This window comes from Noviherbaspirillum galbum, from assembly GCF_010974945.1.
Taxonomy (GTDB): Bacteria; Pseudomonadota; Gammaproteobacteria; order Burkholderiales; family Burkholderiaceae_D; genus Noviherbaspirillum; species Noviherbaspirillum galbum.
The window spans coordinates 207,876-226,279 of the sequence record NZ_JAAIVB010000079.1; the positions used below are offsets into that span (position 1 = coordinate 207,876).

Genomic DNA, 18,404 nt, shown 5'->3' on the forward strand with positions numbered 1-18,404 from the left:
CCGATCCGCTCATGAACGCACAACCAGCGCCGGGTACGCGGGAAACCTTCTGGCGTTCCCTGCAGACCTTCGCCGTCACCCGCGTCGCCATCGCCTTCGTCATCCTCGGCTATCTCTTCATCAACCTGCTGTGGGAGAAGGGCGCGGACATCCTCGCGGCGGATTGGCGAAACTGCCTGGTCTACCTGATCAGCGCGGCCGGCTTCGCCTTGCTTTCCGTCTACGCCAAGCGCCATTTCAAGTTGCAGCTGCTGGCGCAGATCGTGATCGACCTGCTTGCCATTTCGCTCTTGTACATCGACTCGGGCGGCGTGCGCAGCGGGATTGCCATCCTGTACCTCTTCCCGCTCGCCGGATCGGCCATCCTGCTGCCGATGGTGTCGGCCCTGTTCTTCGATGCCATGGTCACGCTGTTCATGCTCGGAGAAAGCGGCTACCAGCTGCTGCATTTCCTGCCGGACGCCTCGCTGTCGCGGGCGGGTCTGTACGGGGCGTCCTTCTTCGCGGCGAGTTTCGTCGTCAACCGCCTGGCCGCCAAGCTGATCCGCCAGGAAGAGCTCGCCGCCCAGCGCGGACGGGACCTGCTGATGCAGGAAGCCATCAACCGGCTGGTGATCGCCGACATGGGCGACGGCATCCTAGTGGTGAATCCGGCGGCGGAGGTGCTGGCCAGCAATCCGGCGGCCGCGCGCATGCTGGGGCTGGCCCTGCCGGAAAACGACGCCGCGATTCGCCTGACCGAGGCGCCGCTGCTCGCGCCGATCGCCGAGGCCTTCCAGCGCTGGTCGAGCGAGCGCACCCAGGCGTCGGCGTCGGGCTACGTGATGCTCAAGGCCGACGAAGATGCCGGCCCGGACGTCGAGGAGCGCCACGTCGTGGCTCACCTGAAGCTGCGCTTCGTGCCGGTGGACACCGGCGAGCCCGGCGCGGAACGTACCGTCATCTTCGTGCAGGACGTCACCGAGATCGAGAACCGCGCCCAGCAGCTGAAGCTCGCCTCCATGGGACGGCTGACGGCGAGCATCGCGCACGAGGTGCGCAATCCCTTGTCCGCCATCGGCCATGCGGCTTCCCTCTTGAAGGAAGATGCCACCGAGCGCACGCAGGTCCGCCTGCTCGACATCGTCGGCGACAACGTGGTGCGCCTGAACCGCATGATCGAAGACATCCTGAAGCTGTCGCGCAAGGCGCATGCCAATGCCGAACCGCTCCAGCTCGAACCCTTCCTGCGGGAACTGCTGGAAGAATTCACCGGCACCCACCAGGTCGCACCGGCAAGGATCGCCTTGCAGGTGGCGGCCGGACAGGCGGCGCGCTTCGATCCCCTGCATCTGCGCGAGGTGGTAGTCAACCTGCTGTCCAACGCCCTGCGCTACGCCAGCGGCCGCGACGGTTCCATCCAGCTGCTGGTGCAGGCGCCCAAGCCGGGGATGCTCGAACTGCACGTCCGCGACGACGGGCCGGCCATCACGCCGGCGGTGCGCGCCCACCTGTTCGAACCGTTCTACACCACGTCCAGCAAGGGCACCGGCCTGGGACTGTACGTGGCGCGGGAATTGTGTCTCAATAATGGCGCGATGCTGGACTATGAATACCGCGCCGATCCGGCGGCCGGCGGCGCCCGCAGCGGCCGCTTCGTCATCAGCTTCGCGGCAACCGAGCAATCCTGATTCACGACATCACTGACCCGCCATGACCGCCCCAAGAATCCTGGTTGTCGACGACGAAGCCGACCTGAGGGAACTGCTGGAAATCACGCTCCTGAAGATGGGGCTCGACGTCGACTGCGCGGCATCCGTCGGGGCGGCGCGCGACTGCCTCGCGGCGCGCGAGTACGACCTGGTCCTCACCGACATGCGGCTGCCGGACGGCATGGGCATCGAGCTCGTGCGCGAGGTGAATGCAGCGCAGCGCAACACGCCGATCGCGGTGATCACCGCCTACGGCAGCGCCGACAACGCGGTTGCCGCCCTGAAAGCCGGCGCCTTCGACTACCTGTCCAAGCCGGTCGGACTCGACCAGCTCCGCCTGATGGTGCAGTCCGCGCTGCGCATCCAGCGGCCGGCGCCGGATTCTTCCCAGCCGAGCGTGCAGGCCGGGAGGCCGGTGCCTCGCCTCATCGGCGAATCCGCAGCCATGCGCGATCTCCGCGCGCAGATCGCCCGCCTGGCGCGCAGCATGGCCCCGGTGGCGATCACCGGCGAGTCGGGCAGCGGCAAGGAACTCGCCGCCCGCGACATTCATGCCCACAGCGCCCGCGCCGACAAGCCCTTCATTGCCGTCAACTGCGGCGCGATTCCCGAGGCGCTGATGGAGGCCGAATTCTTCGGTTACCGGAAAGGCGCGTTCACCGGCGCGAGCGATGACCGCGACGGCTTCTTCCAGGCCGCCAACGGCGGAACGCTCCTGCTCGACGAGGTGGCCGACCTGCCGCTGCCCATGCAGGTGAAGCTGCTGCGCGCGATCCAGGAACGGCGGGTGCGCAAGGTGGGCGCCACGGTGGAAGAACCGGTCGACGTGCGCCTGGTCAGCGCGACCCACCAGAATCTCGCCGAATGCGTCGAGAAGGGCCGCTTCCGCCAGGATCTGTATTACCGCCTGAACGTGATCGAGCTTCGCCTGCCGCCCCTGCGCGAGCGGCGCGACGACATCGGCCTGCTCAGCCGCGCGCTGCTCGACAAGCTCTCGCCGCCGGGACAGCGGGCGGAACTGACGCCGACGGCCGAGCAGGCGCTGCAATCCTATTCCTTCCCCGGCAACGTGCGCGAGCTGGAAAACATCCTCGAGCGCGCGCTCGCCTTTGCCGCGGACGGCCTGATCGACGTCCCCGACCTCGCGCTCAAGCCGGTGGCGCCCGGCCTTGCAGACGCTCAGCCGGCGGTGCCTTCCCACGCGCCTGAGCCGGCAACGGCGGTGCCGGTCACTCCTGCAGCAGCCGGGCCGGTGACGGCGGCATCGACATCGCCGGCAGCGCCAGCGCAAGCGACAGCCGAGGAGGTCAGTCCCGCCGCCACGGCATGTTTCACGGATTTTCTCGATCGCGTCGAACGCGAGATGCTCGCCGCCGCGCTGTCCACCGGCAGCCGGGAAGACGCGGCGCGCGCTCTCGGGCTGACGCCGCGCCAGCTTGCCTTCCGCCTGCGTCGCCTGAAGCTCGCGGACTAGGCGGGAGCCGATGCAAACCGCCATCGTCAACGGGCCTTGAGTTCCAGCATGTGTTCCAGCATGTCGTTCTCGCGGCTCCCGATGGCATTCCCGCCTGCGCGGGAAGGACAGGTACGAGCGAAGGCCCAGCCACTTTAGGACCAACCATGCATCACATTCCCGACTTCCAGATCGACGCCAACGGCTGGTGCCTCCAGGCCGAGAAACTGCCATCGCCGAACTTCGATCCCCGTGCGCCGGGCATGGCGATCGACCTGCTCGTCATTCACAACATCAGCCTGCCGCCATCGCAGTTCGGCGGTCCCGAGATCGCCAACCTGTTTACTAATACACTGGACTGCGACGCGCATCCCTATTTCGATCAGTTGCGCGAGCTGCGCGTCTCCGCGCACTTCCTGGTCCGGCGCGATGGCCACCTCATGCAGTTCGTCTCGGCGAACGACCGGGCGTGGCATGCGGGCGTGTCGAACCATTGCGGGCGCGAGCGCTGCAATGATTTTTCAGTCGGCGTCGAACTCGAAGGGACCGACTTCGACCCCTTCGAACCGGCGCAGTACACCGTGCTCGGCGCACTCACGCGCGCCCTCGTTGCACGCTACCCGATCGTTGCCGTGGCAGGGCATGAACACATCGCCCCCGGCCGCAAGACCGACCCCGGACCGCATTTCGACTGGGCACATTTCCGCAAGTCATTGATTCAAAACAACGCCCCCGGCTCCTCTTCGTCCGGGACCGTTTCAAGCCTCATTTTTCCTCACATTTGAACACGCTTGTCAACTGAGGTTGATCATAAAAAAGCTGTTGCAAACCCGACTAGCTCTCCACTAGAATTAGTTCAGATCGCGCGACAAACCACTACATATAGTGGTGCGCGATTTTCCCTTTGAGGGTTTAGCTTGACGGAAATAGACGTGATTCTCCTCAAAAATCGTGCATTTTGAAGGGAACCTCTCGAAGCCGCGAGCGCGGAGGGCAGCAAGGTCCCGTGCCTCATCCGATCCGTCCCGCAGGCCGCGCCGAGCGCGCCAGGATGGAGACGAGGCAGGACGCAGGAGAGGGCGTCCTTCGGCAGGGCAAATCAAGGAAAGCGAACCGGGCCACGAGCAGGGTTCGTCATTCATAACCACAAGCAGCGAAGCTGCGGTCAACAAGTCTTAGGAGGCTAGATTGCAATCACCTCAGGAACTCTCTTTGAACAACCCCGGCCAGATCGGCGCCATCACGCCGCGCGCCGAGGCATCCGCCTCGACCACCACCGGGATGACGGTCGGCCTCTCCGACTACAAGGTCATCCGCCGCAACGGCGCAGTGGTGAACTTTGAGCCGTCGAAGATTTCCATCGCCATGACCAAGGCATTCCTCGCGGTCAACGGCGGCCAGGGCGCCGCCTCCGCGCGCGTGCGCGAATTGGTCGAGCAGCTGACCGCGGGCGTGGTGGGCGCGCTGATGCGCCGCCAGCCGGCCGGCGGCACCTTCCATATCGAAGACGTGCAGGACCAGGTCGAGCTCGCCCTGATGCGCTCCGGCGAACACGACGTAGCACGCGCCTACGTGCTCTACCGCGCCAAGCGCATGGAAGAGCGCGCGCAGCAGGCCGCCTCCCGCCAGGTCGATGCCCCCCAGCTGCACGTGAACGACAACGGCCAGCTCCGCCTGCTCGACATCGAGCAGGTGCGCGCCCTCATCACCGCCGCCTGCGTCGGCCTCGAGAAGCATGTCGACGCCGAAGCCATCCTGACCGAAACCGTCAAGAACCTGTACGACGGCGTGCCGGTCGACGAGCTGCACAAGTCTGTGATCCTCGCCGCGCGCGCGCTCATGGAAAAGGATCCGGCCTATTCCAAGGTCACCGCCCGCCTGCTGATGCACACCATCCGCAAGGAAGTGTTCGGCACCGAAGTCGCCCAGGCCGAGGCGCGCCAGCACTACATCGATTATTTCCCGCGCTTCATCAAGAAGGGCATCGAGGCCGACCTGCTCGACCCCAAGCTGGCCCAGTTCGACCTGGAGAAGCTGGGCGAGGCCCTCGTGCCCGAGCGCGACCTGCAGTTCGGCTACCTCGGCCTGCAGACCCTGTATGACCGCTACTTCCTGCACATCGACGGCACCCGCATCGAGATGCCGCAGGCTTTCTACATGCGCGTGGCCATGGGCCTGGCGCTCAACGAGATCAACCGCGAAGCCCGCGCCATCGAGTTCTACAACCTGCTGTCGTCCTTCGACTTCATGAGCTCGACGCCGACGCTGTTCAACTCCGGCACCCAGCGTTCCCAGCTCTCGTCCTGCTACCTGACCACGGTCTCCGATGACCTCGATGGCATCTACGAGGCGATCAAGGAAAACGCCCTGCTGGCGAAGTTCGCCGGCGGCCTGGGCAACGACTGGACCCCGGTGCGCGCGCTTGGCGCCCACATCAAGGGCACGAACGGCAAGTCACAGGGCGTGGTGCCCTTCCTGAAGGTGGTCAACGATACCGCCGTCGCGGTCAATCAGGGCGGCAAGCGCAAGGGCGCGGTCTGTGCCTACCTGGAAACCTGGCACATGGACATCGAGGAATTCCTCGACCTGCGCAAGAACACCGGCGACGACCGCCGCCGCACCCACGACATGAACACCGCGAACTGGATTCCCGACCTGTTCATGAAGCGCGTGATGGAAAAGGGCGAGTGGACCCTGTTCTCGCCGTCCGACGTGCCCGACCTGCACGACAAGTTCGGCCGCGCCTTCGAGGAAGCCTACACAGGCTACGAAGCCCGCGCCGCCCGCGGCGAGCTCAAGCTGTTCAAGAAAGTGCAGGCCATGGACCTGTGGCGCAAGATGCTGTCCATGCTGTTCGAGACTGGCCATCCCTGGATCACCTTCAAGGATCCCTGCAACATCCGTTCTCCGCAGCAGCACGTCGGCGTCGTCCACAGCTCCAACCTGTGCACCGAGATCACGCTCAACACCAATGACTCGGAGATCGCGGTCTGCAACCTCGGCTCGGTCAACCTGCCGGCCCACATGAAGGACGGCAAGCTCGACCACGCCAAGCTGCAAAAGACCATCCGCACCGCGATGCGCATGCTGGACAACGTGATCGACATCAACTATTACGCCGTCAAGAAGGCCCGCGACTCCAACCTGCGCCACCGTCCGGTCGGCATGGGCATCATGGGCTTCCAGGACTGCCTGCACATGATGCGCGTGCCCTACGCCTCGATGGAAGCGGTGGAATTCGCCGACCGTTCCATGGAAGCGGTCTGCTACTACGCCTACTGGGCCTCGACCGAGCTGGCCGAGGAACGCGGCCGCTACAGCTCCTACAAGGGTTCGCTGTGGGACCGCGGCATTCTGCCCCAGGATTCCCTGCGCCTGCTGGCCGAGGAGCGCGGCGGCTACCTGGAAGTCGACGCCTCCGAGTCCATGGACTGGGCTTCGCTGCGCGACCGCATCAAGAGCCACGGCATGCGCAACTCGAACTGCGTGGCGATCGCGCCGACGGCGACGATCTCCAACATCATCGACGTCTCCGCCTGCATCGAGCCGACCTACCAGAACCTCTACGTGAAGTCGAACCTGTCGGGCGAATTTACGGAAATCAACGAGCACCTGGTGCGCGACCTGAAGGCCCGCGGCCTGTGGGACGAAGTGATGGTCGCCGACCTGAAGTACTTCGACGGCAGCCTGGCGAAGATCGACCGCATCCCGCAGGACCTGCGCGAACTCTACGCCACCGCCTTCGAGGTCGAGCCGAAGTGGCTGGTCGAAGCCGCGTCGCGCCGCCAGAAGTGGATTGACCAGGCGCAATCGCTCAACATCTACATGGCCGGCGCCTCGGGCAAGAAGCTCGACGAGACCTACAAGCTGGCCTGGCTGCGCGGCCTGAAGACCACCTACTACCTGCGCACCATCGGCGCGACGCATGCCGAGAAGTCGACCACCAAGGCCGGCGCCCTCAACGCGGTCTCCGCCAATGCGATGAACGTTGCCGCCGCCAGCGCAGCGTCGCCGGTGGCAGCGATGCCCGCCGCCGAAGAGCCGGCCGGACCGGCCTGCATGCTCCGTCCGGGCGATCCGGGCTTCGATGAATGCGAAGCCTGCCAATAAGAAGATGAGCACTGAGCTATCGCAGCGATTTCCGCTGCGATAGCGCGTACAGTGCATGACGACAACGACAAGCAATAAAGGAAGACCGATATGCTCAGCTGGGACGACGATGTGACTCCTGCCGCGAAACCCGCACCGATGCCTCAACCGGGAATCGCTCCCGCCATGCCTGCGGGCCGTTCCCTCCACGCACAATTCGGCGACATGGGCCTCAAGGCGGCTACCGCTTCCGCGAATGCCGCCGCAGCAGACGAGGGCGGCGAAGCGCGCCGCGTGAACGTCGCCGACAAGCGCATCATCAACGGCCAGACCGACGTCAACCAGCTCGTGCCCTTCAAGTACAAGTGGGCCTGGGACAAATACCTCGCCGGCTGCGCCAACCACTGGATGCCGCAGGAAATCAACATGCAGCGCGACATCGAGCTGTGGAAGAATCCCAACGGCCTGACCGAGGACGAGCGCCGCCTCATCAAGCGCAACCTCGGCTTCTTCGTCACCGCCGATTCGCTCGCCGCCAACAACATCGTGCTCGGCACCTATCGCCACATCACCGCGCCGGAGTGCCGCCAGTACCTGCTGCGCCAGGCCTTCGAGGAAGCGATCCACACCCACGCCTACCAGTACATCGTGGAGTCGCTCGGCCTGGACGAGGGAGAGATCTTCAACGCGTACCACGAGGTCGCTTCCATCCGCGACAAGGACGAGTTCCTCATCCCCTTCATCGACGTGCTGACCAATCCCGAGTTCAAGACCGGCACGATGGAAGCGGACCAGACGCTGCTGCGTTCGCTGATCGTGTTTGCATGCCTGATGGAAGGTTTGTTCTTCTACGTCGGCTTCACGCAGATCCTCGCGCTGGGCCGCCAGAACAAGATGATGGGCGCGGCCGAGCAGTACCAGTACATCCTGCGCGACGAGTCCATGCACTGCAATTTCGGGATCGATCTCATCAACACGATCAAGCTCGAGAACCCGCATCTGTGGACCGCCGAATTCCGCGAAGAGATTAAATCGTTGTTTTTGCGTGCGGTAGAGTTGGAATATCGTTATGCAGAAGATACAATGCCGCGTGGAGTACTCGGATTGAATGCGCCGATGTTCAAAGGCTACCTGCGATTCATCGCTAACCGCCGCGCGCAGCAGATCGGTCTCGAGCCGCTGTTCCCCCAGGAAGAAAATCCCTTCCCGTGGATGAGCGAAATGATCGATCTGAAAAAAGAACGCAACTTCTTCGAGACTCGCGTGATCGAATACCAGACCGGCGGCGCATTGAGCTGGGACTGAAGCAGGAACGATCAAGTAGATGGATGGCTTCAGGTGCCTCGAGCCCGGCGATCCAAAAGCGAATCAAACAGCGGCATGCGCGTGGCGAACATCGCGACGCATGCCAGGTGAAGATGGAGAGACAGGCGGTTCGCCACTCATCCAGAAGCGGACCAGGCGACCAGCCAGTCACCCGCCGACACGATGCGAAAGACCGTAACACTGAAGGTTGAACACCCAAGTTAATGGACAGTAGACGAACGTACAGATCATCACTGTTGTTGCTGCCGAACCCGACAAAGTCGGGCAAGGCAGCGTATTCCCTGAAAAACCTGTTGGTTTTTGGGAAACTGCATTCCGACGCCGGCATTGTTGCCGGCGTTTTTTTTGGCTGCGGAAATCGCGCTGCCGCTTGAGCGCGCGACAAACGACCTCCGTCACTCCCGGCGCGCGCCATGCCCGCGCCGGCGTGATCCGAACAAGAGAGGCGCAGCCAGATGAGGCTGAAGTGCTGCATGAAGAGGTGATGCAGCAGTTCAGCTGGTGCCGTATTCATTAGCGCAAGCAGAAGCTTGCTTGCGCCGATGAATAATCCGCCTGAGTCATCGCGATGGCCCATGCGGGTTTCCAACCTCGTAGTTTTGAACTTTCTCATCACGTGAAGGAGAAACAAATGGCAACAGCAAAGAAAGCAGCTGCTAAGAAGGCAGCTCCGGCGAAGAAGGCCGCCGCTGCGAAGAAGGAAGCGGCACCGAAGAAGGCAGCCGCCGCCAAGAAGGCAGCTCCGGCGAAGAAGGCCGCCAAGCCGGCAGCCAAGAAAGCCGCAGCTCCGAAGAAGGCAGCCGCCAAGAAGACCGTCGCCAAGAAAGCTGCAGCTCCGAAGAAGGCAGCCGCCAAGAAGACCGTCGCCAAGAAAGCCGCAGCTCCGAAGAAGGCAGCCGCCAAGAAGACCGTCGCCAAGAAAGCTGCAGCTCCGAAGAAGGCAGCCGCCAAGAAGACCGTCGCCAAGAAAGCTGCAGCTCCGAAGAAGGCAGCCGCCAAGAAGACCGTCGCCAAGAAAGCTGCAGCTCCGAAGAAGGCAGCCGCCAAGAAGGCTGCAGCTCCTAAGAAGGCCTCTGCCAAGAAAGCAGCAGCCCCCAAGAAAGCTGCAGCTCCGAAGAAGGCTGCCGCTCCCAAGAAGGCCAGCGCCAAGAAGGCAGCATCCAAGCCTGCCGCTGCTGCAGCCGCTGCGCCTGCCGCTGCCGCCTCTTCGCCTGCCCCTGCTGTCAAGACCGTGCTGAACCCGGCAGCGGCCTGGCCGTTTCCGACCGGCAGCCGTCCGTAAGCAGTCGCCAGTCAACCTGGCTTGGACGCCTGATTAAACTCAGGCAAAATGCCCGTTGTGCGAATCGCTCGCGCAACGGGCATTTCTTTTGGAGATTGGATAGTGCTGACCAGCATACTTACCTTGATTATCGATACCGTGGCAGCGGTCCTGGGCGGCGTGCTTCTGCTGCGATTCTGGATGCAGGTCGTCCGCGTCCGGCCGCCGTCCTCCATCGGGCAGTTCACCTTCCAGCTCACCGACTGGCTGGTGAAGCCCCTGCGCCGCATCCTCCCCGGCATCGCCGGCTACGACTGGGCCAGCATGATCGGCGCCATCCTGGTCATCGTTGCCGCCGTATCGCTCGACCTCGCCCTGCTGTCCGGATTCAACGTGCACCATCTCGTGGTGCTCTCGCTGCTGCGCTTCTTCGAATGGGTGATCTACGGCTTCATCGGCTTCATCATCATCGAAGTCATCTTCAGCTGGGTCAATCCGAATGCGCCGCTCGCGCCCTTCGTCCATGCGCTTAACGATCCGCTGATGCGGCCGGTCCGCCGGATCATTCCCCTGGTCGGCAACATCGACCTGAGCCCCCTGGTGGTGCTCCTGCTGCTGCAGATCGGCCTGCAGGTCATCCGTTCCATCATCCTGTCCCTGGCATGAACCATCCATGGTGCGGCGTCCTGCCGCACGGCCTGCGCCTGACGGTGCAGGTGGCGCCCAACGCCCGGCGCAGCGAGGCAATGGGCCTGGTGCAGGACGCGATCAAGATCCGGCTGCAGGCGCAGCCGATCGAGGGCCGCGCCAACGATGCCTTGCTGCGCTTCCTCGCCGACACCCTGCAGGTGCCGCGCAGCGCGATCACGATCACCCACGGCCAGTCCAGCCGGCGCAAGACCGTCGACGTGCGTTCGACATCGCTGAGCGCGGAGCAGGCTGCCCACATGCTGGGCATCAACCTGGAAGGGTAGGAGGAAGGCGGGTCAGCGCGTGACGCGCGCGATGCCTTGGGAAGTGACGATCCTCACGGGTTCGCCGATGCGGAAGGTGTCGCCCGGTTCGGTGCGGTAGTTGCGTTCCTCGCCGCTGTCGAGGCGGACGGTGACCTCGGTGGCGGTGTTCTGGACCCGGTCCTGCTCGACCCGCTGCCCCGCCACGCCGCCGGCGAGCGCGCCGCCCACGCTGGCAACCGCGCTGCCGGTGCCGCCGCCGATCTGGCTGCCCGCGATGCCGCCGAGGATGCCGCCCACCACCGATCCCAGCCCGGAGCCGCCGCCGCGCACCGTCACGTCGCGCACGTCGGTGACGACGCCGCCCTGCACCAGCGTCGCCCCCTGCGTCGACATGGTGACGCCCTGCGCGGGCGCTTGGGCAGCTTGCTGGCTGGCGCAGGCGGCGAGCAGGGAAGAGGCGAGCGTCATGATCAGGAACCGGTTGCGCATGGCGGGCTGTGGATCAGTGAATCAGATGGATCAGGTTTATAGACGATAACCGAAAGCCTTCTGGAAGCGGTCCTCGATCTCGGCGCGGGCCGGCGCATGATTCTGCGCTCCCTGGTGCGCGATCTTGATCGAACCCATCAGGCTGGACAGCCGGCCGGTGGTTTCCCAGTCCATGCCGGTGGTCAGGCCGTGGAGCAGGCCGGCGCGGAAGGCGTCGCCGCAACCGGTCGGGTCGACCACGCGGTCGGCCGGCACGCAGGGAATCTGCAGCGTCTTGCCGCCGGTGAAAATGTCGGCGCCCTGTTCGCCGCGGGTCACGATCAGCGCCGACACGCGCTGCGCGATCTGCGCGAGGCTCAACCCGGTGCGCTGGGTCAACAATTCCGCTTCATAATCATTGACCGCCACGTATGTCGCGAGTTCAATGAAGTGCTCCAGCTCCGTGCCGTTGAACATCGGCAGGCCCTGGCCCGGATCGAAGATGAACGGCACCTTCAGCCTGGCGCAATCCTCTGCGTGCTGCAGCATGCCGTCCCGGCCGTCGGGCGCGACGATCGCCAGCTTGACCGGCCCAGCGTCGGCGATCTTGTTCTCATGGGAGTAGGTCATCGCGCCCGGATGGAAGGCGGTGATCTGGTTGTTGCCCGCGTCGGTGGTGATGAAAGCCTGCGCGGTGTACGAGTCGTCCATCGTGCGGATGCAGCGGCGCGAAATGCCCAGCCGGTCCAGGCGCTCGAAGTAGGGCGCGCCATCCATGCCGATCGTCGCCATGATGAGCGGATCCCCGTCCAGCAGCTTCAGGTTGTAGGCGATGTTGCCCGCGCAGCCGCCAAACTCCCGGCGGATTTCCGGCACCAGGAAAGCGACATTGATCTTGTGCAGCTGGTCGGCCAGCAGGGCTTCGGAAAAGCGCCCCTGAAACAGCATGATGGTATCGAACGCGATGGAGCCGCAAATAAGAGAAGTCATGAAGGCCTGCCAGTCAAGTAAGTCGGGTTGGAATGACGCCGGGCGTGCCGGCAAAAGGACTACGGATAAAACACATACACGCGGTATCCCGAGGCCTTCAGCCCGGCCAGCGCCAGCCGCATCTTCACCACCTGCTCGGACCTGGCGGGAAAGCCCTTGCCGGCGTCGGCGCCTGCGGGCAGGTAGTCGGATGGCGTGAACACGCGCCGCGCGATCGGTTTCTCGTTCGCATCATTAAGCGTCAGTTCGATGTGCGGCCAGGTCTGCGGCAGGGCCGACTGGTTGCGCAGCAGGGCGGTCAGGCTCAGCGCGCCGTTTTCGTCGGCGGCCGTCTGCAGCTCGGGCGATTCCAGGGCGACCTGGTCGATCTGCGCCGGCAGGCCGACCCGGCAGCCGAGCGGCTGGCATGCGGCCGCGAGCAGGGGGCGGGCCTGGGGCCAGCGCGCCGCGATCTGCGCGCGGAAAACGTAGGCCGCCTGCAGCAGCAGGGCCAGCAGCAGCAGCGGCGTCAGGACCAGCATCAGGATGCGGCCAGCCTTGCCCAGCCTCTGCCTGCGCCGTCCCTGGCGGACGAACGCCGGTTCTTCGTATTCGCGGATGTCGGCTTCGTCGAGGGCGTCGTGGTCGGCGGCATCGACCTGCGCTTCCGGATTGCGCCAGGGCTTCGCGCGCAGATCGTCGATGGTCTGTTCGAGCTGGTCGTCGCCGGAAGCGTTCGAGTCAGGCGTCGCCTCGTCGCTGGCCGGGGGGACGTCGCGCGGGGCTTCCGGCGCCGGTTGCACCTGTGATGGCACGTCGGGCTCGCCGGCCAGCGCCGGCATCTCGGGTTCGTGCTCACGTTCCTGGGCAGGTTCTTGCGTGCGTTCCGGTGCCGACGGTCCATCGACCAGCGCCGCATTTTCGACCGCCTGCTCATCCGCGGGCGCGTCGGCGTACGTGCTTTCCGGCGTGGCGGATGAGGCGTCGCCAGCCTCTGCCGGCGGATGCGCACTTTCTTCCGCGAGCGCCATGTCTTCGGTGTGCGCGGGAGCTTGCCGGGCCGCGTCGATGGCTTGCGCCGATCCGCGTTGCGCCACGTCCAGCAAGGTCATGCGCAGGAGCGGATCGTTGGCAGGGCGCACCGGAGGAGGCGGCTCCGCGAGCGCCGATTCGGCCGGCGCGTGCGAGCGGGTATCAGGGAATTGCGTGCCGCCTGTCCAGGCGGCGTCGGTTGAGGATACGGCGATCGGCACGGCGGAAGGCAAGACTTGCTCGACCTGTTCCGGGCGCAGGAGATTCTCGATGCCGTTGAAGATCTGCTTGCAGGCGCCGCACCGGACCAGGCCGGCGCGAAGCTTCAATTGGTCGTGCGCGACCCGGAATGTCGTCTGGCAATGCGGACACTGGGTGGCGAGCGCCATGGGTCAGCCCGTCGCGCCAGGCTGCTGCCGCGCCTGTCCGGCGATGCAGACCCAGCCTTCGTGCCGAGCCCAGACCTGCATGTCGATGAAGGGCGCATAGGCGGCGATGACTTCGTCGGCCTGGCGCTCGAGGATGCCGGACAGTACCAGCGCGCCGCCGGGCGAGACGCGCGACGCCAGCATCGGCGCCATCAGCTTCAGCGGACTGGACAGGATGTTGGCCACCACCAGGTCGAAGCGGTCGTCGGGATGGGCGTCGCCGAATGCCTCGGGCAGGAAGTAGGCGATCTCGCAGCGGTTGCGCTCACCGTTGTAGCGCGCGGATTCGATGGCTTGCGGGTCGATGTCCACGCCCGCCACCGCGTCCGCGCCGAGCTTGCTGGCGACCATCGCCAGGATGCCCGAGCCGCAGCCGTAGTCGAGCACCGTCTTGCCGGCGGGCGGATGCGACTCCAGCCATTCCATGCAGAGTCGGGTGGTGGGATGGCTGCCGGTGCCGAAGGCAAGGCCCGGGTCGAGTTCGAGGATGAGGGCGTCGGGATCCGGCGCGTCATGCCAGCTCGGCACCACCCAGATGTTCTTGCCGATGTGGATGGGCTCGAATTGCGACTGGGTCAGGCGCACCCAGTCTTGCTCGGCGACGGCGCGCAGGCTGAACGTGGGTGTGGCGATGCCGCAGGCTTGCGCCGCTTCGCCCACCAGAGCGGCATGGTCGGCGCCGGTGTCGGCCAGCGCGATCACGCGGCTGTGGTCCCACGCCGCTTCGGTCGGTTCCATTCCGGGCTCGCCGAACAGCGGGCGCTCGGCGTCGGTGCCTTCATCGGCGTCTTCCACGGAAACGGACAGGGCGCCCGCTTCCATCAGGGCGTCGGACAAGGCTTCCGCCTGTTCGCGCGCGACTTCGATAACGATTTCAGTCCAGCTCATGATTAGGTGCTTGGTCGGTGGCAGCGTGCTGACGCCCTGCTGCGCCGGATGCATTCCGGCGCAGCAGGGAAACGTGCCTATTGTACTTGGCCCGACCGGCTTACTTGGCCGATTTCTTGGCCATGTCCGGCATGGCGGCCAGCTTATGCTCGAGATAATGGATGTTGGTGCCGCCTTCGATGAAGCGGGCGTCGACCATCAGCTCCCGGTGCAGGGGAATGTTGGTCTGGATGCCTTCGACCACCATTTCCGACAGGGCAATCTGCATGCGGCGGATCGCCTGCTCGCGCGTGGCGCCGTAGGCAATGACCTTGCCGACCATGGAGTCGTAGGTCGGCGGCACGAAGTAGCCGGCGTAGGCGTGCGAGTCCACGCGGATCCCGGGGCCGCCGGGCGGATGCCATGACACGATGCGGCCGGGGGAGGGCGTGAACTTGAACGGGTCTTCCGCGTTGATGCGGCACTCGATGGCGTGGCCCGCGAGTTCGATGTCGCGCTGGCGGAAGCGCAGCTTTTCGCCGGCCGCCACGCGGATCTGTTCCTGCACGAGGTCGACGCCGGTGATCATCTCGGTCACCGGATGCTCGACCTGGATGCGGGTGTTCATCTCGATGAAGTAAAACTCGCCGTTTTCATACAGAAACTCGAAGGTGCCCGCGCCGCGGTAGCCGATCTTGCGGCAGGCTTCGGCGCAGCGGTCGCCGATGCGCTCGATCAGCTTGCGCGGGATGCCGGGCGCCGGCGCCTCTTCGATGACCTTCTGGTGGCGGCGCTGCATGGAGCAGTCGCGTTCGCCCAGCCAGACGGCGTTCTTGAATTCGTCGGCGAGGACCTGGATCTCCACGTGCCGCGGATTTTCCAGGAACTTCTCCATGTAGACCTCGGGATTGCCGAAGGCTGCACCGGCTTCCGACTTTGTCATGGTCACGGCGTTGAGCAGGGCCGCTTCGGTATGCACCACGCGCATGCCGCGTCCGCCGCCGCCGCCGGCCGCCTTGATGATGACCGGGTAGCCGATCTTGCGCGCGATGCGCACGATTTCCTTGGGGTCGTCGGGAAGGGCGCCTTCGGAGCCGGGAACGCAGGGCACGCCGGCCTTGATCATGGCGTGCTTGGCCGAGACCTTGTCGCCCATCAGGCGGATCGATTCGGGGCGCGGGCCGATGAAGACGAAGCCAGACTTCTCGACGCGCTCGGCGAAGTCGGCGTTCTCGGACAGGAAGCCATAGCCCGGGTGGATCGCTTCGGCGTCCGTCACTTCGGCGGCGCTGATGATCGCCGGCATGTTCAGGTAGCTCTGCGAGGAGGGGGCCGGTCCGATGCAGACGGATTCGTCGGCCAGCTTCACGTACTTGGCCTCGCGGTCGGCCTCGGAGTGCACGACCACGGTCTTGATGCCCATTTCGCGGCAGGCGCGCTGGATGCGCAGCGCGATTTCGCCGCGATTGGCGATGAGGATTTTCTCGAACATAGTTGTCGGTTGTGTGATGCGGTTAGGCGTGACTGGGCGGATGGTAGACATCGTGGCAGCCGGCGGAGCCTGGCTGCGGGTGCGCCCTTAACCGATCACGAACAGCGGCTGGCCGAACTCGACCGGCTGGCCGTTCTCGACGAGGATCTGCTTGATCACGCCGGAAACGTCGGCATCGATTTCATTGAGCAGCTTCATCGCCTCGATGATGCACAGCGTGTCGCCTTCCTTGACGGTGGAGCCGACTTCGACGAAGGGAGGATTGCCCGGCGAGGACGCGCGGTAGAAGGTGCCGACCATGGGCGACTTGACGACATTGCCTTCCGGCTCGGCGGGCACGGCGGGTGCGGCGGGGGAAGCCGCCTGCTGCGCCTGGGCCGGCGCGGCCATCTGCTGCGGCATCGATTGCGGCATCATGACCACGTGGTTCTGCGGCGCGCCGGAGGACTTGACGATACGGACCTTGCTTTCGCCTTCGGTCACTTCCAGTTCGGCGATGTCTGATTCAGCCACGAGGTCGATCAGCGTTTTCAGTTTTCTGAGGTCCATGGAAATCCTTAGATTATTATTCGATCCAGTATTGAAATCGCTAGAATTATATGCGTTTCGCAATAAATTGAAGGAATTTAAAGCTTTTTGAGCGCAAAGGCGAGCGCGGCGCCATACCCCTCGGTCCCCAGGCCGCAGATCACGCCCACGGCGATGCCGGAAAGGAAGGAATGGTGTCGGAAGGCTTCGCGCTGATGCACGTTGGAGATGTGCACCTCGACGAACGGAATGGCCACGCCAGCCAGCGCGTCGCGCAGCGCCACGCTGGTATGCGTCAGGCCGCCCGGATTGACCACGATGGCCTCCACTCCCTCCTGGCGTGCCTGATGGATGCGGTCGATGATCGCTCCCTCGTGGTTGCTCTGGAAGCAGGCAAGGCTGCCGCCCGCTTCCGCCACCTGGGCGATGGCGGCCTGCTCCACTTCACCGAGGGTGGTCGCGCCATAGACCTGCGGCTCGCGGGTTCCCAGCAGGTTCAGGTTCGGGCCATTGATCAGGAGAAGTTTTTTTGCCATGGAGTTATGACTCCGTTTGACGAGGTTGGCGGCATTTTGCCGTCAAATGATGCTGACTGGCAAGGGAAATGATGTCAGTCGTTCAGCGCGGCATCAGCGTCTTGCCAGTTCGGCACGCAATTCTGTCATCTTTAGCCGCCCGAGAAAAGTCTTTCGGATGCTGCCATCTTCCCGTATCAGGACGGTAAACGGCAGGCCGCCGGCCTGGTTGCCGAGCTGCCTCGACAATTCGCTGGCTTCCATGCCACCGATGTAGAGCGGATAGGAAATTTGATACTTGGCGGCAAAATCGCGGATGTTGCTTGGAGAATCGATGCCGATTCCAATGATCTGTGCCTGCGTGCCGGCAAGTTCCTTTTGCAGGGCTGACAACTCAGGCATTTCTTCCACGCAGGGCGCGCACCAGGTCGCCCAGAAATTGACCACCAGCGGCTTGCCTTTCCATTGCGACAATTTCTGGGGCGTGCCGCCGGCGTCGGTCAGGCTTTGCGCATAAAGCCGCTCGACCGCGTTCGGCTTGGCGGATTGCGCCTGGTTGCGCTGGTTGCCCACCGCGACGCCGATGACCGCGAACAGGGCGGCGACGGCAATGAAGAGGCCGATTGTCTTTTTATTCATTGGTTTCGCTTTCCATGATCAGCTTGCGCAAGGCATCGGCATCCGCCCGCATCAGCCTGCCATCCTGCTGCCGGCCGCCACGCACGTCGCCGGCTTCGTACAGCGCGAGGTGGATGCCCTCGTTCTGCCACATGAAGCTCAGGGTTTCGACCGGCTCTCCCCTGTTGCTGAAGTGGGCGGTTTCCGACACGTCGAAATCCACGTTCTTGTTCAGCAGGAAGATTTCCACGTCCTTCGCGCTGTCCACGAACAACTGCAGGTGGACGTCGGAATGCTCGCCCGCCGTCCCGTTGAGCACGGCGCCGGTGATCCACGGGGAAAACCGGTCGAGTTCCTCCATCATCCGCAGCGCGACCTTTCTCAAATGCAAAAGCCTGGCCGGCTGGGTATCACCGAAAAACAGTTCGTTGTACTGCCTCACCTCCTCTTCGATCTGTTCATTGTCCGGCATGTATTCGCCGCGCACCCTGGTATTGCCGAGGATCTGTTTCGCTGCCTTGCGCTTGGCCGTGCCGTAGTCCGCGCCGTCCTCGGCGATCAGCCGGGCCGCCGCCGCCGCGATTTCCGCGCGCAGCATTTCTAGGTTCGAATTGCTCATGACCGGAATGATACTCCGTACGGTTTACCCGCGAGCGTCGGGTAGAATGGCGGATTCCCCAAAACGCTTCGGAACGGTTCTTGGACCTTTCC

17 protein-coding genes are annotated in these 18,404 nt (G+C 64.4%); 8 read left to right on the top strand and 9 right to left on the bottom strand.

Features of this window, described 5'->3' with window-relative positions; translation table 11 throughout:
* Nucleotides 1-11 precede the first annotated feature (11 nt).
* The 8 genes from G3574_RS25425 to G3574_RS25460 all read left to right on the top strand — a co-directional run bounded on the left by G3574_RS25425 (nucleotide 12) and on the right by G3574_RS25460 (nucleotide 10,794).
* Nucleotides 12-1,670, top strand: a complete 1,659-nt coding sequence (locus G3574_RS25425) for a sensor histidine kinase (RefSeq protein WP_163968357.1) — start codon at nucleotides 12-14, stop codon at nucleotides 1,668-1,670.
* A gap of 22 nt (nucleotides 1,671-1,692) precedes the next feature.
* Nucleotides 1,693-3,165, top strand: a complete 1,473-nt coding sequence (locus G3574_RS25430; RefSeq protein ID WP_163968358.1) for a sigma-54-dependent transcriptional regulator — start codon at nucleotides 1,693-1,695, stop codon at nucleotides 3,163-3,165.
* 146 nt (nucleotides 3,166-3,311) lie between these two features.
* Complete coding sequence (ampD, locus tag G3574_RS25435) at nucleotides 3,312-3,929, top strand: 1,6-anhydro-N-acetylmuramyl-L-alanine amidase AmpD (protein ID WP_163968359.1); 618 nt, start codon at nucleotides 3,312-3,314, stop codon at nucleotides 3,927-3,929.
* A gap of 496 nt (nucleotides 3,930-4,425) precedes the next feature.
* The gene (locus tag G3574_RS25440) at nucleotides 4,426-7,254 is read left to right on the top strand and encodes a ribonucleoside-diphosphate reductase subunit alpha (protein ID WP_407941705.1); all 2,829 of its coding nucleotides are present in this window, start codon (nucleotides 4,426-4,428) and stop codon (nucleotides 7,252-7,254) included.
* 90 nt (nucleotides 7,255-7,344) lie between these two features.
* On the top strand, nucleotides 7,345-8,538 hold the full coding sequence (locus G3574_RS25445) for a ribonucleotide-diphosphate reductase subunit beta (RefSeq protein WP_163968361.1): 1,194 nt from the start codon (nucleotides 7,345-7,347) through the stop codon (nucleotides 8,536-8,538).
* 652 nt (nucleotides 8,539-9,190) lie between these two features.
* Nucleotides 9,191-9,841, top strand: coding sequence for a histone H1-like DNA-binding protein (locus tag G3574_RS25450; protein ID WP_163968362.1), 651 nt, complete (start codon nucleotides 9,191-9,193; stop codon nucleotides 9,839-9,841).
* A 102-nt stretch (nucleotides 9,842-9,943) separates the two neighbouring features.
* Nucleotides 9,944-10,486, top strand: a complete 543-nt coding sequence (locus G3574_RS25455; RefSeq protein WP_163968363.1) for a YggT family protein — start codon at nucleotides 9,944-9,946, stop codon at nucleotides 10,484-10,486.
* Complete coding sequence (locus tag G3574_RS25460; RefSeq protein WP_163968364.1) at nucleotides 10,483-10,794, top strand: DUF167 domain-containing protein; 312 nt, start codon at nucleotides 10,483-10,485, stop codon at nucleotides 10,792-10,794. The genes G3574_RS25455 and G3574_RS25460 overlap by 4 nt, the downstream gene beginning before the upstream one ends.
* Nucleotides 10,795-10,806: 12 nt before the next feature.
* Here G3574_RS25460 and G3574_RS25465 read toward each other — a convergent pair whose 3' ends face one another.
* From G3574_RS25465 to G3574_RS25505, 9 genes are all read right to left on the bottom strand, one after another.
* A complete protein-coding gene (locus G3574_RS25465) occupies nucleotides 10,807-11,265 on the bottom strand; it encodes a glycine zipper 2TM domain-containing protein (protein ID WP_163968365.1) in 459 nt (152 codons plus the stop codon).
* A gap of 36 nt (nucleotides 11,266-11,301) precedes the next feature.
* Nucleotides 11,302-12,234, bottom strand: coding sequence for a carbohydrate kinase family protein (locus G3574_RS25470; RefSeq protein ID WP_163968366.1), 933 nt, complete (start codon nucleotides 12,232-12,234; stop codon nucleotides 11,302-11,304).
* A gap of 59 nt (nucleotides 12,235-12,293) precedes the next feature.
* Nucleotides 12,294-13,634, bottom strand: coding sequence for a DUF3426 domain-containing protein (locus tag G3574_RS25475; protein WP_163968367.1), 1,341 nt, complete (start codon nucleotides 13,632-13,634; stop codon nucleotides 12,294-12,296).
* 3 nt (nucleotides 13,635-13,637) lie between these two features.
* Nucleotides 13,638-14,561: a 50S ribosomal protein L11 methyltransferase gene (gene prmA, locus G3574_RS25480; protein ID WP_163968368.1), complete on the bottom strand. Its 924-nt coding sequence runs from the start codon at nucleotides 14,559-14,561 to the stop codon at nucleotides 13,638-13,640.
* Between the two features lie 100 nt (nucleotides 14,562-14,661).
* Nucleotides 14,662-16,032 carry an acetyl-CoA carboxylase biotin carboxylase subunit gene (gene accC / locus G3574_RS25485; protein ID WP_163968369.1) on the bottom strand — a complete coding sequence of 457 codons (1,371 nt, stop codon included), beginning with the start codon at nucleotides 16,030-16,032 and terminating at the stop codon, nucleotides 14,662-14,664.
* Between the two features lie 87 nt (nucleotides 16,033-16,119).
* Nucleotides 16,120-16,581 carry an acetyl-CoA carboxylase biotin carboxyl carrier protein gene (accB, locus tag G3574_RS25490; RefSeq protein ID WP_163968370.1) on the bottom strand — a complete coding sequence of 154 codons (462 nt, stop codon included), beginning with the start codon at nucleotides 16,579-16,581 and terminating at the stop codon, nucleotides 16,120-16,122.
* Between the two features lie 77 nt (nucleotides 16,582-16,658).
* Complete coding sequence (gene aroQ / locus G3574_RS25495; RefSeq protein WP_163968371.1) at nucleotides 16,659-17,096, bottom strand: type II 3-dehydroquinate dehydratase; 438 nt, start codon at nucleotides 17,094-17,096, stop codon at nucleotides 16,659-16,661.
* A gap of 93 nt (nucleotides 17,097-17,189) precedes the next feature.
* Entirely contained in the window at nucleotides 17,190-17,714 is a 525-nt protein-coding gene (locus G3574_RS25500) for a TlpA disulfide reductase family protein (RefSeq protein ID WP_163968372.1), read from the bottom strand.
* Nucleotides 17,707-18,312, bottom strand: a complete 606-nt coding sequence (locus tag G3574_RS25505) for a hypothetical protein (RefSeq protein ID WP_163968373.1) — start codon at nucleotides 18,310-18,312, stop codon at nucleotides 17,707-17,709. Before G3574_RS25505 ends, G3574_RS25500 begins: the two co-directional genes overlap by 8 nt.
* Between the last annotated feature and the right edge of the window lie 92 nt (nucleotides 18,313-18,404).

Bases quoted from the DNA above. Each gene is read 5' to 3' on its own strand.
- G3574_RS25425 (WP_163968357.1), top strand. From the start codon at position 12: ATGAACGCACAACCAGCGCCGGGTACGCGGGAAACCTTCTGGCGTTCC.
- G3574_RS25430 (WP_163968358.1), top strand. From the start codon at position 1,693: ATGACCGCCCCAAGAATCCTGGTTGTCGACGACGAAGCCGACCTGAGG.
- ampD (WP_163968359.1), top strand. From the start codon at position 3,312: ATGCATCACATTCCCGACTTCCAGATCGACGCCAACGGCTGGTGCCTC.
- G3574_RS25440 (WP_407941705.1), top strand. From the start codon at position 4,426: ATGACGGTCGGCCTCTCCGACTACAAGGTCATCCGCCGCAACGGCGCA.
- G3574_RS25445 (WP_163968361.1), top strand. From the start codon at position 7,345: ATGCTCAGCTGGGACGACGATGTGACTCCTGCCGCGAAACCCGCACCG.
- G3574_RS25450 (WP_163968362.1), top strand. From the start codon at position 9,191: ATGGCAACAGCAAAGAAAGCAGCTGCTAAGAAGGCAGCTCCGGCGAAG.
- G3574_RS25460 (WP_163968364.1), top strand. From the start codon at position 10,483: ATGAACCATCCATGGTGCGGCGTCCTGCCGCACGGCCTGCGCCTGACG.
- G3574_RS25465 (WP_163968365.1), bottom strand. From the start codon at position 11,265: ATGCGCAACCGGTTCCTGATCATGACGCTCGCCTCTTCCCTGCTCGCC.
- G3574_RS25470 (WP_163968366.1), bottom strand. From the start codon at position 12,234: ATGACTTCTCTTATTTGCGGCTCCATCGCGTTCGATACCATCATGCTG.
- G3574_RS25475 (WP_163968367.1), bottom strand. From the start codon at position 13,634: ATGGCGCTCGCCACCCAGTGTCCGCATTGCCAGACGACATTCCGGGTC.
- prmA (WP_163968368.1), bottom strand. From the start codon at position 14,561: ATGAGCTGGACTGAAATCGTTATCGAAGTCGCGCGCGAACAGGCGGAA.
- accC (WP_163968369.1), bottom strand. From the start codon at position 16,032: ATGTTCGAGAAAATCCTCATCGCCAATCGCGGCGAAATCGCGCTGCGC.
- accB (WP_163968370.1), bottom strand. From the start codon at position 16,581: ATGGACCTCAGAAAACTGAAAACGCTGATCGACCTCGTGGCTGAATCA.
- aroQ (WP_163968371.1), bottom strand. From the start codon at position 17,096: ATGGCAAAAAAACTTCTCCTGATCAATGGCCCGAACCTGAACCTGCTG.
- G3574_RS25500 (WP_163968372.1), bottom strand. From the start codon at position 17,714: ATGAATAAAAAGACAATCGGCCTCTTCATTGCCGTCGCCGCCCTGTTC.
- G3574_RS25505 (WP_163968373.1), bottom strand. From the start codon at position 18,312: ATGAGCAATTCGAACCTAGAAATGCTGCGCGCGGAAATCGCGGCGGCG.